Source organism: Embleya sp. NBC_00888, from assembly GCF_045207655.1.
In the GTDB taxonomy this organism is placed as follows: domain Bacteria; phylum Actinomycetota; class Actinomycetes; order Streptomycetales; family Streptomycetaceae; genus Embleya.
Genome location: NZ_CP108785.1, coordinates 4,491,377 through 4,505,744, shown reverse-complemented (window position 1 = coordinate 4,505,744; position 14,368 = coordinate 4,491,377). Strand labels below are relative to the sequence as shown.

The 14,368-nt window shown below is 71.2% G+C and carries 11 protein-coding genes; 2 read left to right on the top strand and 9 right to left on the bottom strand.

Annotated features, from left to right (window positions below):
* Positions 1–8 precede the first annotated feature (8 nt).
* The 6 genes from ppdK to OG948_RS53930 all read right to left on the bottom strand — a co-directional run bounded on the left by ppdK (position 9) and on the right by OG948_RS53930 (position 8,091).
* Positions 9–2,723: a pyruvate, phosphate dikinase gene (ppdK, locus tag OG948_RS53955; RefSeq protein ID WP_331772421.1), complete on the bottom strand. Its 2,715-nt coding sequence runs from the start codon at positions 2,721–2,723 to the stop codon at positions 9–11.
* Between the two features lie 36 nt (positions 2,724–2,759).
* Positions 2,760–3,776, bottom strand: a complete 1,017-nt coding sequence (gap, locus tag OG948_RS53950) for a type I glyceraldehyde-3-phosphate dehydrogenase (protein WP_331772420.1) — start codon at positions 3,774–3,776, stop codon at positions 2,760–2,762.
* A gap of 49 nt (positions 3,777–3,825) precedes the next feature.
* Positions 3,826–4,869 (bottom strand): zinc-dependent alcohol dehydrogenase family protein, encoded by a 1,044-nt coding sequence (locus OG948_RS53945; RefSeq protein WP_331772419.1) that lies wholly within the window; start codon positions 4,867–4,869, stop codon positions 3,826–3,828.
* A gap of 420 nt (positions 4,870–5,289) precedes the next feature.
* Positions 5,290–6,054 carry a response regulator gene (locus OG948_RS53940; RefSeq protein ID WP_331772418.1) on the bottom strand — a complete coding sequence of 255 codons (765 nt, stop codon included), beginning with the start codon at positions 6,052–6,054 and terminating at the stop codon, positions 5,290–5,292.
* 105 nt (positions 6,055–6,159) lie between these two features.
* A complete protein-coding gene (locus tag OG948_RS53935; protein WP_331772417.1) occupies positions 6,160–6,585 on the bottom strand; it encodes an STAS domain-containing protein in 426 nt (141 codons plus the stop codon).
* 162 nt (positions 6,586–6,747) lie between these two features.
* Positions 6,748–8,091, bottom strand: a complete 1,344-nt coding sequence (locus tag OG948_RS53930) for an amino acid permease (RefSeq protein WP_406300921.1) — start codon at positions 8,089–8,091, stop codon at positions 6,748–6,750.
* A gap of 440 nt (positions 8,092–8,531) precedes the next feature.
* Between OG948_RS53930 and OG948_RS53925 the strand changes: the two genes are divergently transcribed.
* Positions 8,532–9,233 (top strand): CBS domain-containing protein, encoded by a 702-nt coding sequence (locus OG948_RS53925; protein WP_331772415.1) that lies wholly within the window; start codon positions 8,532–8,534, stop codon positions 9,231–9,233.
* 10 nt (positions 9,234–9,243) lie between these two features.
* Entirely contained in the window at positions 9,244–9,714 is a 471-nt protein-coding gene (locus OG948_RS53920; RefSeq protein ID WP_331772414.1) for a cyclic nucleotide-binding domain-containing protein, read from the top strand.
* Between the two features lie 297 nt (positions 9,715–10,011).
* Here OG948_RS53920 and OG948_RS53915 read toward each other — a convergent pair whose 3' ends face one another.
* From OG948_RS53915 to pflB, 3 genes are all read right to left on the bottom strand, one after another.
* Positions 10,012–10,866, bottom strand: coding sequence for a universal stress protein (locus OG948_RS53915; protein ID WP_331772413.1), 855 nt, complete (start codon positions 10,864–10,866; stop codon positions 10,012–10,014).
* Positions 10,867–11,222: 356 nt separating this feature from the next.
* Positions 11,223–11,999 carry a pyruvate formate-lyase-activating protein gene (gene pflA, locus OG948_RS53910; RefSeq protein ID WP_331773605.1) on the bottom strand — a complete coding sequence of 259 codons (777 nt, stop codon included), beginning with the start codon at positions 11,997–11,999 and terminating at the stop codon, positions 11,223–11,225.
* A 5-nt stretch (positions 12,000–12,004) separates the two neighbouring features.
* On the bottom strand, positions 12,005–14,272 hold the full coding sequence (pflB, locus tag OG948_RS53905) for a formate C-acetyltransferase (RefSeq protein ID WP_331772412.1): 2,268 nt from the start codon (positions 14,270–14,272) through the stop codon (positions 12,005–12,007).
* Between the last annotated feature and the right edge of the window lie 96 nt (positions 14,273–14,368).

Sequence of the window (14,368 nt, the reverse complement as noted above, 5' to 3'; positions counted from 1 at the left end):
GGTGCTGCTCAGTCGGGCTGGGGTTCGGTGGGTGCGGGCTCGGCCCGGTTGTGGCGGGCGGCGATCGCGGCCCGGGCGGCTTCCAGGCGGGCGCCGGGGAGGCGGTAGGGCGAGCAGGAGACGTAGTCGACGCCGCAGTCGTGGAAGAAGTGGATCGAGTCGGGGTCGCCCGCGTGTTCTCCGCACACGCCGATGCGCAGGTTCGGTGTGGTCGCACGGCCCTGGTCGACGCCGATTCGGACCAGTCGCCCGACGCCGTCGCGGTCGATGGTCTCGAACGGGGAGACGGAGAGGATGCCCTGTTCCAGGTAGGCGGCGAGGAAGGACGCCTCGGCGTCGTCGCGGGACAGGCCCCACGTGGTCTGGGTCAGGTCGTTGGTGCCGAACGAGAAGAAGTCCGCCGAGCGGGCGATCTCGCCTGCGGTCAGTGCGGCTCTGGGCAGTTCGATCATGGTACCGATCGGGCAGTCCACGTCGATGCCGGTGCGGGCGCGGACCTCGGCGAGCACGCGTTCGACCTCGGGGCGGACGATGCGCAGTTCCGCCTCGGTGGCCACGAGCGGGATCATGATCTCCGCACGAGGATCGCCGCCGGCGCGCACGCGGGCGACGACGGCCTCGGCGACCGCGCGGACCTGGGTGGCGATCAGGCCGGGTACCGCGAGTGCGAGGCGTACGCCGCGCAGGCCCAGCATCGGGTTCTCCTCGTGGAGCAACTCGCCGGCTTCGTGCAGGCGCAGGTCGCGGGGATTCGGCGGCTGTCCCAGGGCCTGTGCGCGAGCGATCCGGACGGCCGATTCGGTGTGGTCGGGCAGGAATTCGTGCAGGGGTGGGTCGATCAGGCGGATGGTGACCGGCAGTCCGTCCATCGCGGCCAGGATGCGGGTGAAGTCCTCGCGTTGGAGCGGGAGCAGCGCCGCCAGGGTGGCGTCGCGTTCGGCGTCGGTGCGGGCGAGGATCATGTCCTCGACCAGCCGGCGACGGGCACCCAGAAACATGTGCTCGGTGCGACAGAGTCCGATGCCGCGCGCTCCGTAGCGTCGGGCGCGGGCCGCGTCCTCGGGCGTGTCCGCGTTGGCCAGGACGTCCATTCGACGAATCTCGTCGGCCTGTTCCAGACAGCGGGCGACGGCGTCGACGATGCCGGGCGTTCGGGTGCCGGTCTCGAGGTAGCGGGTGACCGGGGAGGCGACCAACGGCAGTGCGCCGAGGTGGACGGTGCCGGCGGTGCCGTCGACGGAGACGACGGTGCCCTCCTCGATCACGATGCCGTCGGCGGTGGTGAACCGGTGGTGCTCGGGGTCGATGTCGAGTTCCGCCGCCCCGCACACGCACACCTTGCCCATGCCGCGGGCGACCACCGCCGCGTGGCTGGTCTTGCCGCCGCGGCCGGTGAGGACGGCCTCGGCGGCGATCATGCCGGGCAGGTCGTCGGGGCTGGTCTCGTGCCGGACCAGCACCACGTGCTCGCCGGCTTCGGCCCGGCGCACCGCCTCGGCGACGTCGAAGACGACGGCGCCGACCGCGGCTCCGGGCGAGGCAGGTACGCCGTGCGCCAGGATCGGGGTGTCGGGGTCCGCGTCGAAGCGCGGGAAGGTGAGGTGGTCGAGTTGTTCGGCGTTCACCCGCGACAGGGCCTCGGGCCAGGTGATCATCCCCTCGTCCACGAGGGCGCAGGCAATCCGGAACGCCGCCTCGGGGGTGCGCTTGCCGACCCTGGTCTGCAACACCCACAGTCGGCCGCGTTCGATGGTGAACTCGACGTCGCACAGGTCCCGATAGTGCGCCTCCAGCAGACGCAGGTGGGCGCGCAGTCGGGCGTACGAGTCCGGGTCCAGGTGCTCGAGTTCGTCGAGCGCGAGGGCGTCCCGCACGCCCGAGACCACGTCCTCACCCTGGGCGTCGGCGAGGTAGTCGCCGTAGACGCCGGGCCGGCCGGTGCCCGGGTCCCGGGTGAAGGCGACGCCCGAGCCCGAGTCGGGCCCCAGGTTGCCGAAGACCATGACCTGGATGTTCACCGCGGTGCCGAGGTCGGCCGCGATGTGCTCGCGCCGGCGGTAGACCGCGGCGCGCTCGCCGTTCCACGACTCGAACACGGCCACCACCGCGCGCCGCAGTTGCTCGCGCGGGTCCTGCGGGAACTCCCGGCCCGTCGCGGCGTGGATGATCGCCTGGAACTCGCGGACCGTTTCCGCGAGTTGGCGCGCGTCCAGACCCAGGTCGTCGCCCGCCCCGACCTGTCGCCTGCGCCGGGTCAGCACGGCTTCGAAGCGGGCGGCGTCGATGCCGAGCACGGTGGCGCCGTACATCTGCACCAGGCGCCGGTAGGAGTCCCAGGCGAAGCGTTCGCGGCCGGTGCTCTTGGCGAGGCCGATCACGGACGCGTCGTTGAGTCCGACGTCGAGAATCGTGTCCATCATGCCGGGCATGGAGAAGCGGGCGCCCGAGCGTACCGACACCAGCAGCGGGTCGTCGGCCTGGCCGAGGCGGCGCCCGGTGAGCTGTTCCAGGCGCTTCAGGTGGGCGGCGATCTCGCCGTCCAGTCCCTCGGGGACGCTCCCGGTGCGCAGGAAGGCCCGGCACGCGTTCGTGCCCACCGTGAAGCCGGGCGGGACCGGGAGCCCGAGGCGGGTCATCTCGGCGAGGTTGGCGCCCTTGCCACCGAGCAACCCGGCCTGTTCGCGGGAGCCTTCGGTGAAGTCGTACACGTACGCGGTGGTCATGTCCGGCCTTCCTGCGGGTTCGAATGACGTGACGGCTCAGAGACGGCGGGCGACGTACTCGGTCAGGTCGAGCAGGCGGTTGGTGTAGCCCCATTCGTTGTCGTACCAGCCGAAGACCTTGACCAGGTCGCCGTTGACCTGGGTGAGTTCGGCGTCGACGACGCACGAGTACGGGTCGCCGATCACATCGCGGGAGACGATCGGCGCGTGACTGACCCGCAGGATGCCGCGCAGCGGACCCTCGGCAGCCGCCTCGAAGGCCGCGTTGACGCCCGCGGCGTCGGTCTCGCGGCGCAGGATCAGGGTCAGGTCGGTGAGCGAGCCGTCCTCGACGGGAACGCGAACCGAGATACCGTCCAGTGCGCCGGCCAGTTCGGGCAGGACCAGGCCGACCGAGCGGGCCGCGCCGGTACTGGTGGGAATCATGCTCAGCGCGGCGGAACGGGCCCGGCGCAGGTCCTTGTGTGGTGCGTCGAGCAGGGATTGGTCGTTGGTGTAGCCGTGGATGGTGGTCATCAGGCCACGTTCGATGCCGAACGCGTCGTGCAGGACCTTGACCATCGGCACGACGCAGTTGGTGGTGCAGGAGGCGGCGGAGACGACGTGGTCGGTGCTCGGGTCGTACTCGCCCTCGTTGACGCCCATCACGATGGTGGCGTCGACGCCGCGGCCCGGCGCGGACAGCAGCACCTTGCCGGCGCCGGACTTCAGGTGCGCGCCGGCGTCCTCGCGGGTGCGGAAGCGGCCGGTGGCCTCGATCACGATGTCGACGCCGTACTTGTCCCACGCGAGCGCGGCGGGATCGCGGTGGGCGGTGACGGCGATGGGGACGCCGTCGACGACGATCGTGTCGCCGTCGGCCTCGACCGAGCGGGCCAGAACGCCGTAGGTGGAGTCGTACCGGAGCAGGTGGGCGAGCGTGGCGGCGGGGGCGATGTCGTTGATCGCCACCACCTCGATGGGGGTGGTGCCGTCGTCGGCGCGGCCCAGGACGGCGCGCAAATAGTTGCGGCCGATGCGGCCGAAGCCGTTGATTCCCACTCGTACGGTCATCGCGGGATCCTCCTCGGATCTCGTGGAACGCGGTTGGGGCAGGGCCGGCTCACCGGCGGAAGAGGGCGACCTTGAGCGCGCCGGTCTCCCCCGCGCGGGCGAAGGTGTCGTAGGCGGTGAGCATCTCGTCGAGGTCGAACCGGTGGGTGATCATCCCCTCCGTGCCGAGCCGGCCCTCGGCGAGCAGGTCCAGGAGCAGCGGTGTGCTGATGGTGTCGACCAGGCCGGTGGTGATGGTGAGGTTGCGGATCCACAGGTCCTCGAGGTGCAGGGTGGCCGGTTTCCCGTGCACGCCGACGTTGGCGACGTGTCCGCCGGCGCGAACCAGGCGGGTGCACAGTTCGAAGGACTCGGGCACGCCGACGGCCTCGATGGCCACGTGCGCCGCCTGTCCGTCCCTGGTGAGCGAGGCGAGCGCGTCGGGGTCGGCTTCGGGGAGGTCCAGGACGACGTCTGCACCGAACCGCTTGGCGGCGTCACGGCGTGCGGGCGAGGGGTCGACGGCGACGATGCGTGAGGGGGAGAAGAGGCGCGCGGTGGTGATGGCGGCGAGTCCGATGGGCCCGGCTCCCACGACGACCACGGTGTCGCCGGGGCGTACGTGTCCGTTGCGGACGCCGACCTCGTAGGAGGTGGGCAGGATGTCGGCGAGCATCAGGGCCTCCTCGTCGCCGACGACCTCCGGGAGCTTGTGCAGGGAGGTGTCCGCGAAGGGCACCCGGACGTATTCGGCCTGGGTGCCGTCGATCAGGTGGCCCAGCACCCAGCCTCCGCCGCCGGAGCACTGTCCGTAGGCGCCGGCGCGGCAGTTGCGGCAGCGCCCGCACGAGGAGATGCACGAGATCAGCACACGGTCGCCGCGGACGAAGCCTCGTACACCGGGGCCGATTTCGGTGATGGTGCCGATTGCCTCGTGACCGAGGACGCGGCCCGGTTCGACCTCGGGCACGTCGCCCTTGAGGATGTGCAGGTCGGTGCCGCAGATGGTGACGGCGTCCACGCGAATCACCGCGTCCTGGGGGTCGCGGACGGTGGGGGTGGGCACGTCCTCCCACCGGTGGGTTCCGGCGCCGTGGTAGGTCAGGGCCTTCATGGCGTCCGCCTTTCCGAACGTGAGCGGCAACGCTTACGCCTTCAGCGTCACGCCGCGCGGGAGGCCGCCGTAGGGCCGAGTGGCCCGGCCCGGCGGGCCGAGTGACACGTGGATCCCATTCCGCTCCGCTGGGACTCGAGTGGCCGCCGACAATCGCGCACGACGTTTCCGCCGGGCGGGGTCTCGCGCGCGAAGCGGAGCCGGCCCGCGTTGGAATCGGCGGCCGAACTGCCGGTGGCGACCGGCACGTCGTTCTGCGCGATCACCTCGGGCAATGCGCTGCCGTCCGACGATGGCGCCTGCGGTATCGGCCACCGACTCGATGGCGAAGACGGCGGGTCCACGTCTGCTGCCACGCCTCCGTCCGCACCAAGGCTCCTTCGGTTCCGGGGTCGACGATCCCGGAATCGAACGAGCCTCTCACGGCTGTCCGATGCCTCGGGGCCTTGCCGACGGGAGGGTTCCCGCGAACACCGCCGCTTGGACGCGGCGTTCGAAACCCAGCTTGTGCAGCATGGTGGAGACGTAGTTCTTGACGGTCTTCTCCGCGAGGTGCAGGCGCTCGGCGATCTGGCGGTTCGTCAGGCCTTCGGCGACCAGTTCGAAGATCCGGCGCTCCTGGTCGGAGAGGGAGGCGACCCGCGGGTCCTCGTGTGTTCCGGTGCGCACCCGCTCCAGGACCTTCGCGGTGACCGCCGGATCAAGGAGTGATCGGCCTGCGGCGATCTCCCGGACGGCGCGCACCAGGTCACCGCTTCGGATCTGCTTGAGGACGTACCCGGCGGCACCGGCCATGATCGCGGAGAAGAGCGCGTCCTCGTCGTCGTACGAGGTCAGGATCAACGCGTTGATCTCGGGAAAGGACGAGCGCACCGCCCGGCAGACGTCGATCCCGCTGCCGTCCGGAAGCCGTCCGTCCAGAACGGCGACATCGGGGCGCAGCGCCGGTATCCGCCGCATGGCCTCCATGGCCGATGCCGACTCGCCGACGATCTCGATGTCCGCTTCGGCTCCGAGCAGATCCGCCAGGCCGCGGCGGACGATCTCGTGGTCGTCCAGCAGGAACACTCTGATCGCGGTGGCCGAGGACGAGGTCGGCGTCTGTGGCACGAGGGTGCGCGTGGCACCGGCGGTACGGGGCAGACGTGCTCCCGCGACGGTTTCGGTGGTGATGGCGGCTTCCATGGTCTGCTCCCCGAGGATATGGACGCGCTCACCCGGTCGGGTCGGCGCGGTGATCAGTTTCGGGGCGTCGGATTCTCCCGGGCAGGGCCGGTGGTCCCGGGTCGTTCAGGGCCGAGTGGCCCCGGCGCGCGCCGGCGTGGAGGCCGGCTCGAGCGCGCGGGCGACACCGGGCGCGCCGTGTCGGGGCGCGGGCGGGGCCATGAAGCGGCACACGATCGTGCGATGGAGTCGCACCAACCGGATGACGCGGGCCGGTTGGCCGCGGACGCCGGTCAGGACGAGTGTGGTGCGGGTGCGGGCGCATCGGTGCTGCAAGCGCAGGAACAGGTTGATGCCGGAGGTGTCGCAGAAGGCGAGCGCGCCCAGGTCGAGGCGCAGTTCGGCGGGCCCGGATCGGGCCAGTGCGGCCAGGGTCGGTTCGATGATGGCCGTGCTGTCGATGTCCAGTTCGCCGCGCAGTTCGACGGTGATGTGCTCGGCCGGTGACGCCGCGCCGCGGGATTCGCTCCGGGTGGTCGCGATGGTGATCACAAGGCGTCTCGCTTCATCGGGCTGTCGGATCCGCCGGGGCGGCTGCGCGATCAGTCCAGCGGGATCCGCTGCCGGTGCCCAGGGCCGGGCGGCTCCCGGGCGGGGCCGAAGGTCCCGCCCGGGGTCGTCGACGAGTGGACCGCGTCGCGTCCGCAGAGGCGGTCAGGCCGCGCGCCCGGGGGACTTCGGGGAGGTCTCCGAGGCGGCGGGCCACTCGGGAGACGCGGATGCGGAGCACGTCGCCCGCTCGCCGTATTCGCCGCGGTCGCGCTTGAGGTAGATGTAGACCGGGATGCCGAGGAGGACGGCGAACAGTCCGTAGTAGACGGTCTGGTAGCCGCTGCCCTGGATCGACCAATAGGAGAATGCCAGGGCGGTACCGGAAACCGCCACGTCGCGGACGAAGCGGCCCCGGCTCGCCTGACGAGCGTGCGTGAGCAGCCAGTAGAGCTGGGCGGCGGCGGAGAAGAGGTAGGGGATGGCCGCCGTCAGGACGCTCAGCAGCACGATGGTGGTGAAGACGTGGTCGAAGCTGCTGTAGGCGGCCACGGTGATCAGCGAAGCCAGGACGGTGGCGGCGAGGATACCGAAGACGGGGGTGTCGCCGCGCTTGCGGGCGAACGCCTTGGGGAACAGCCCCTCGCGGGCGGCGGCGTACGGCATCTCCGCGCAGATCATCGTCCAGCCGCCCAGCGCCCCGATTCCGGAGACGATCGCGGCCACCGCGACCGCGTTCCCGGCCCACGAACCGCCCGCCATGTGGTCGGCCGCGGTGGTGAACGGCGCGGTGGAGGAGACGAGTTCGGCGTGCGGAACGGCGCCGAAGACGGCCAGGGTACCCAGCAGGTAGACCGCCGCGCAGGCCAGCGTTCCGTACACGGTGGCGCGCGGCACGTTGCGGCCCGGCTCGCGGACCCGGCCCGCGGCGACCGAGACGGTCTCCAACCCGATGTAGCTGAACAGGGCGATGGCCGCGGCCGCGGAGATCGCGCCCATCGGTGATCCCCCCTTGGCGTTGAAGGCACCGAGGTTGTCGGGATCGAGGAAGAACAGACCGAGAGTGCCCATCAGGATCAGCGGGACGAACTTGAGTACGGTCGTGACGACCTGGAAGGCGCCCATGCTGCGCAGGCCGGCGAGGTTGATCGCCGCCGGAATCCATAGGCCCGTCAGCGCGATGACCACCGAACCCCATTTGTCGTGGCCGGTGTTGACGAAGACCTCGACGTAGCCGACCCAGGCCACCACGATCGCCGCGTTGCCCGCCCAGGCGGTGATCCAGTAGGACCAGGCGTTGAGGAATCCGGCGAACTCGCCGAACGCCTCCCGCGCGTACACGTAGGGTCCGCCGCTGCCGGGGACCCGCTGGGACAGCCGCCCGAAGGTGACCGCGAGGGCGAGGGCGCCGACGGTGACGATGGCGAAGGCCACCAGCGAGATGGGGCCGTACGGAGCGAGCGCGGACGGAAGCGCGAACACGCCGGTGCCGATGATGCTTCCCACCACCAACGCGGTGGCGGTGGGCAGACCGAACGTGGAAGCGGAACCACGGGCTCGATCGGCAGGCGAACCCGGTTCCCGACCGATGGCGTCGGTGGGGATCGTTCTCTTTCCGAGCATGGCGAATCCTCGTCGTCGCGATGGAGTTCGGCCGGACGGGGCGATGTGCCGTGGACGAACTGCGCCGGCCGAACGCTTGCAGCGTGGCCGCCGGCGCGCCGGCGCGCCGGTGCCGAAGGTCCCGGCATCAACGCCGATGGTCACCGAGCCCGGCGGGGCCGCACGGCACGCCCCGGCGAGGCACCTGCCGGACCGGGTCGAACGGCCCTGCCCACCGGGCAACGCGGCCCTGTCACACCGCCCGAATCGGCGAGACGCTCGTGGTGTCCGGCCGAAGACGTCGTCGACGCCTCGGCGATTCGTCGCACATCAGCCAGGGGGTTCGCATGTTGCACCGGAAGATCGAGGACGTCATGACCCGCGAGGTCGCCGCCGTCGGTCCCGACGCCGAGTTCCAGGACATCGTCGCCGTACTGGACACCCACCGGATCAGCGCCGTGCCGGTGGTCGACGACGAGCGGCGAATCCTGGGCATCGTCTCGGAGGCCGACCTGCTGCGCGCCCAGGTGGAGCAGGCCGAGGACGCCCACCTCCTGCCCGGCCTGCGCCGGCTGACGAACCGCCGCACCAAGGGTGAGGGGCACACCGCGCGCGACCTGATGACCACACCCGTAGTGAGCGTGGACCCCACGTCGAGCACGCTGCGCGGCGCGCGTCTGATGGACCGCCACCACGTCAAGCGCCTCCCCGTGACGGACGGCGACGGTCACCTGGTGGGCATCGTCAGCCGCTGCGACCTGCTCCGTACCTTCCTGCGCCCGGACGCCGAGATCCGCGCCGAGATCGAGCACGACGTGTTGCGTACCGCGCTGTGGCTCGAGCCCGGAACGATCGAGGTGGACGTGCGCGACGCCGTCGTATGCCTGTCCGGAAACGTCGACAACCGCAGTCTGATCGACATCGTGCTTCGCCTGTGCCGGGCCGTCGACGGCGTGGAGAACGTGACCCACACCCTCACCTTCGACTTCGACGACAGCCACATCAGGCCCGGCCCGGCGCACTTCGCCCGCCGCACGCCCGGCCGCTGAGGAGGATCCCGTGTTCCACGCCACCGGCCGGATCGGCCGCATCCCCAAAGAACACCTGGACCGACTCCTGGCCTTCGGCCGGCCGGTCACGTTCGAATCGGGCTCCCGCCTGTTCGAGGAAGGCCACCCGGCCCGCAACTTCTGGCTCGTCGAAGGCGGCTCCGTCCGTCTGGACGTGCACGTCCCCGGCCGCCACGCGGCAGCCGTGGAGACCCTGGGCAGCGGCGAACTCATCGGATGGAGTTGGCTGTTCCCGCCCTACCGATGGCACCTGGGCGCACAGGCCGTGGGAACCGTCCGCGCCCTGGAATTCGACGCCGCGGCCGTCCGCGCCGAATGCGAACGCGACCCCGACTTCGGCCGCGCGATCACCCTCGCGTGCGCACAGGTGATCGCCGCCCGACTCCAGGCGAGCCGGCTCCGGTTGCCGGACCTGTACGGACCACACGCCTCGGCGGACGACGACTCCACGCGGAACTGACACCCGGCAGGCTCCGGTCGACGCGCTCTCGGCGTCGACCGGGGCCTGCGGCGCTCGCGTGCGGGCGGCGAAGGCCGCGCCCGGTCGCGACCTGGGCGGGTTCGCGGCCCTGCCGCCGGGCTCCGTCTCCCTGTCCGTCGCCGCCGTCGCGCGCTGCCCGATTCTCGTCGTCCGCGCGCGGCACACGAACGCCCCCGAGGACTGCTCGTGCCCATCGACCGACCCGCCCCGACGCGCCACCGCCGGAATCCGCCGGGTGCCGGCCACCCGGCGGATTCCGGCGCGAAGCGGGCGTGGTCAGTCGGGCGGCAGGATCAGCAGTGGCGCGTGCGCGTGATGCAGCAACGCGATCGGCGCGTGCCCCAATCGAGGGCCGAGGTGGTGCGGCGACCGATGCCGCCCCAGGACCACCAGGCCCGCGTCCCTCGATGCCTCGACCAGTGCCGCGCCGGGCCCGGCGCGCACCACACGTTCCTCCACCGGTACCTGCGGGTGTCGTTCACGGATCGGCGACACCGCGGCCGCGAGCACATGCCGCGCGAACTCCTGGGCCCGGTGATAGGGGGACTCCGCTCCCTGCGTCTCCAGGAGCGAGCGCGGGATCTCCGGGAAGTCCCAGGCGTGCAGCGCGATCACCCCCACCCGGCGCGATTCGGCCTCGGTACAGGCGCGTTCCACGGCAGGCCGGCTGTCCTCTCCGACGACACCCACCAGCACCGGAAGGTCGGCCGGCACCCGGCTGCGGACCACCAGCACGGGGCAGCTCGCCCGGCCGGCCAGGCCCAGGCTCACCGATCCCACGAGCATCCCGGTGAACCCGCCGTGCCCCCGACTGCCCACGACCAGCAGATCGGCGCGCTTGGCCACCTCCAACAGGCCTGCCACGGGGGTGTCGTGCACGACCGAGCAGCGGATCCCGATCCCGGGCTGCCGGGCCCGCGCCACCCCTACGGCGTCGCGGCGGATCCGTTCCACGCGGTCGCGCAACGCGTCGCCGTAACCCGCGTGCCGCTCGTGTGCCGGCCACTCCCAGACGAAGACGATCTCCAGTTCCGCGTCCCGGCGGGCCGTCTCGTCGGCGGCCTCGATCAAGGCGTCGGTCGAGGCGGGTGACCCGTCGGTCGCCGCGACCACGAGCGGTGTCCGGTCCATGTCGCATCTCCATTCGCGAGGATCGGTGGAGCCTCATCCCCACCGTCCCGCTGCGACCGGGCATCCACCAGGGCCGACTGCCCCTGGTGGCCGAGCCGCCCGGCCCGCCGCGACGCCCGGGAGGAGGCCGCAGCGGCGCGGGACGGGGTCGGCCGAGGCCGGGCGTCCACGCACGTACCGTCGCCCGAGCCCCGAAGCGGCCCGCCGCCGCACCCGCCGGGGCGCCGGCGAGTGCGCCGTCCGCGGTGATCCGGGCGACGGTGACCTCGGACGCGGCCATTCCTCCCCCGACGATGCGGCGTTCGTGCGGTATCGGTCATGCTCACGCGGGTCGTCGTGCGCGGTCACACCTCCGCTCAGTGGGCCCGCAGTCCGTGTGCTCGGAACTGCGCACGGACGCGATCGACGAGTTCGGCCGTCGGCGACGGTGTGTCCCGCAGTGGGAAGACGATGCCGAGCTCGTCGTACTTGGCGGCACCGAGTTTGTGGAAGGGCAGCACGTCCACTCGTTCGACGTTGCCCAGCCCGGCGGCGAACGCCGCCAACTCGTCGATCATCGCCGCGTCCTCGGTCACGTTCGGAACCAGGACGAAGCGCAACCACACCGGGATGTCCGCCGCGGCGAGCCGGCGGGCGAACGCGAGGGTGGGCGCGAGCTCGCGTCCGGTGAGAGCGCGGTAGGCACCCGGGTCGAAGGACTTGATGTCGAGCAGAACCAGGTCGGTCACCGACAACAGTCGATCCCCCGCCCGGGCGCCGAGGAAGCCGGAGGTGTCCAGTGCCGTGTGCAGGCCCAACTCGCGGCAGCGGCCCAGCACCGTTTCGACGAAGCGCGCCTGGAGCAGCGGTTCGCCGCCGGTGACGGTCACGCCGCCGCCGGCCGCGAGGAGGAAGTCGCGGCAGGCGGTGATCTTGTCCATCACCTCCTCGGTACCCATCCGCCGGCCGTCGCGCAGGTGCCAGGTGTCGGGGTTGGAGCAGTACAGGCAGCGCAACGGACAGCCGTTCAGGAAGAGCACGAAGCGGGTCCCGGGACCGTCCACGCCCGTGGACATGTCCCACGAGTGCACCCGCCCGATCTCGCCGTCGCCGTGCGCGTGGCTGTGCCGCGGAATGGGTCGGGGTGACCGCATCGTGCTCACCGGGTCTCGTGGAAGGTGCGGCCGATCACGTCGAGTTGCTGTTCGCGGGTGAGGCGGACGAAGCGCACCGCGTAGCCGGAGACGCGGATGGTCAGGTCCGGGTAGCGGTCCGGGTGCTCCATGGCGTCCGCCAGTGTGGCCCGATCGAGCACGTTGACGTTCATGTGGAAGCCGCCGGACGCGATGTAGCCGTCGAGGAGGCCGACCAGGTTGTCGGCGCGTTCGCTCGGGTCGTGACCGAGTCCTTCCGGGGTCACCGTCGAGGTCAGCGAGATGCCGTCGCGGGCCAGGTCGTAGGGGATCTTGGCGACCGACAGCGCGGAGGCGGCCATGCCGTGCCGGTCGCGGCCGTTCATCGGGTTGGCGCCGGGGGCGAACGGCGTGCCGGCGCGGCGGCCGTCGGGGGTGTTGCCGGTGTGCTTGCCGTAGACCACGTTGGAGGTGATGGTCAGCACCGACAGCGTGTGTTCGGCGTCGCGGTAGGTGGGGTGCCGGCGCAGTTTGGCCAGGAACGAACGCACCAGGTCGACGGCGATCACATCGGCTCGGTCGTCGTTGTTGCCGAACGCGGGGTACTCGCCCAGGACGCGGTAGTCGACCGCCAGTTGCGTGTCGGGGTCGCGGATCACCTCGACGCCCGCGTGCCGGACCGCCGAGAGGCTGTCCACGACCACCGAGAGTCCGGCGATGCCGCACGCCATGGTGCGGTGCACGGGGTGGTCGTGCAGCGCCATCTCCAGACGCTCGTAGGCGTACCTGTCGTGCATGTGGTGAATGATGTCGAGAGCGTTCACGTAGGTGCCCGCCAGCCAGTCCAGGACGGTGTCGAACGCCGCGTCGAGTTCCGCCGCATCAAGCCGATCCCCGGTCAGTGGAGGGGATTTCGGGCCGACCTGTTCGCCGCTGACCTCGTCCCGGCCACCGTTGATCGCGTACAGCAGGGCCTTGGCGAGGTTGACCCGGGCACCGAAGAACTGCATGTCCTTGCCGACGGCCATCGCCGAGACGCAGCACGCGATCGCGGTGTCGTCACCGGTGCGCGGACGCATCAGGTCGTCGGACTCGTACTGGATCGAACTGGTGTCGATCGAGACCCGGGCGCAGTACCGCTTGAAGCCGCGCGGCAGCCGGGGCGACCACAACACGGTCAGGTTCGGTTCCGGAGCGGGCCCGAGGTTGTACAGGGTGCGCAGGTAGCGGAAGGAGGTGCGGGTGACCAGCGGCCGCCCGTCGGTGCCGACGCCGCCGAGGGATTCGGTGACCCAGGTCGGGTCGCCGGAGAACAGCGCGTCGTACTCGGGGGTGCGCAGGAAGCGGATGATCCGCAGTTTGATCACGAAGTCGTCGATCAACTCCTGCGCACGGCTCTCGTCGATTCGGCCCTCGCGCAGATCCCGCTCCAGGTAGACGTCCAGGAACGTGGAGGTGCGCCCGAGCGACATCGCGGCGCCGTTCTGTTCCTTCGTCGCGGCCAGATAGGCCAGATACAGCCACTGCACGGCCTCGTGCGCGGTGACCGCCGCTCGCCCGACGTCGCAGCCGTAGGTCGCCGCCATCTCCTTGAGTTCTCCCAAGGCCCTTGCCTGCTCCGCCAGTTCCTCGCGGTCGCGGATCACCTCGACGGAGGCGGGCAGGCAATCCAGGGCGCTGCGCTCGGCGTGCTTGGCCTCGATCAGGCGGTCCACGCCGTACAGTGCCACGCGGCGGTAGTCGCCGATGATGCGGCCTCGCCCGTAGGCGTCCGGGAGCCCGGTGATCAGTCCGGCCCGGCGGGCCCGCAGGATCTCGGGGGTGTAGGCGTCGAAGACCGCGTCGTTGTGGGTCTTGCGGTACGTGCCGAACACCGCGCGTACGAAGGGGTCCATCCGGTAGCCGTACGCGTGCAGGCCGGCCTCTACCATGCGCAGCCCGCCGTTGGGCATGATCGCCCGCTTGAGCGGTGCGTCGGTCTGCAGGCCGACGATCAGCTCCCGGTCGCGGTCGATCCAGCCGGGGGCGTGCGAGGTGATCGTGGAGGGCGTCGCGGTGTCCACGTCCAGCACGCCCCTGCGGCGCTCCTCGGGGAACAGCGCGGAGACCTTGGTCCACACCGCGCGGGTGCGCTCCGTGGCCGCGCACAGGAAGCCACCGTCGCCGGTGTAGGGCGTGTAGTTGGTCTGGATGAAGTCGCGGACGTCGATGGTGTCGTTCCACGTCCCGGGGCGGAAATCCCGCCAGGGCGCGTGCTCGGCCTGCGCGTTCGACGCGACGTCGATGGTGGTCATGGTGGCCCTTCGGTTGGCTCGATCGACCATGTCTGCTCACCTCCCACGGTTGTCCCGGGCCGCCGTGCCGAACAGGGTCCAACGGCCCTGCGGCGT

What these genes read in the sequence shown, in the direction of transcription:
- ppdK (WP_331772421.1), bottom strand. Translation starts at nt 2,723, where the DNA reads ATGACCACCGCGTACGTGTACGACTTCACCGAAGGCTCCCGCGAACAG.
- gap (WP_331772420.1), bottom strand. Translation starts at nt 3,776, where the DNA reads ATGACCGTACGAGTGGGAATCAACGGCTTCGGCCGCATCGGCCGCAAC.
- OG948_RS53945 (WP_331772419.1), bottom strand. Translation starts at nt 4,869, where the DNA reads ATGAAGGCCCTGACCTACCACGGCGCCGGAACCCACCGGTGGGAGGAC.
- OG948_RS53940 (WP_331772418.1), bottom strand. Translation starts at nt 6,054, where the DNA reads ATGGAAGCCGCCATCACCACCGAAACCGTCGCGGGAGCACGTCTGCCC.
- OG948_RS53925 (WP_331772415.1), top strand. Translation starts at nt 8,532, where the DNA reads ATGTTGCACCGGAAGATCGAGGACGTCATGACCCGCGAGGTCGCCGCC.
- OG948_RS53915 (WP_331772413.1), bottom strand. Translation starts at nt 10,866, where the DNA reads ATGGACCGGACACCGCTCGTGGTCGCGGCGACCGACGGGTCACCCGCC.
- pflA (WP_331773605.1), bottom strand. Translation starts at nt 11,999, where the DNA reads ATGCGGTCACCCCGACCCATTCCGCGGCACAGCCACGCGCACGGCGAC.
- pflB (WP_331772412.1), bottom strand. Translation starts at nt 14,272, where the DNA reads ATGACCACCATCGACGTCGCGTCGAACGCGCAGGCCGAGCACGCGCCC.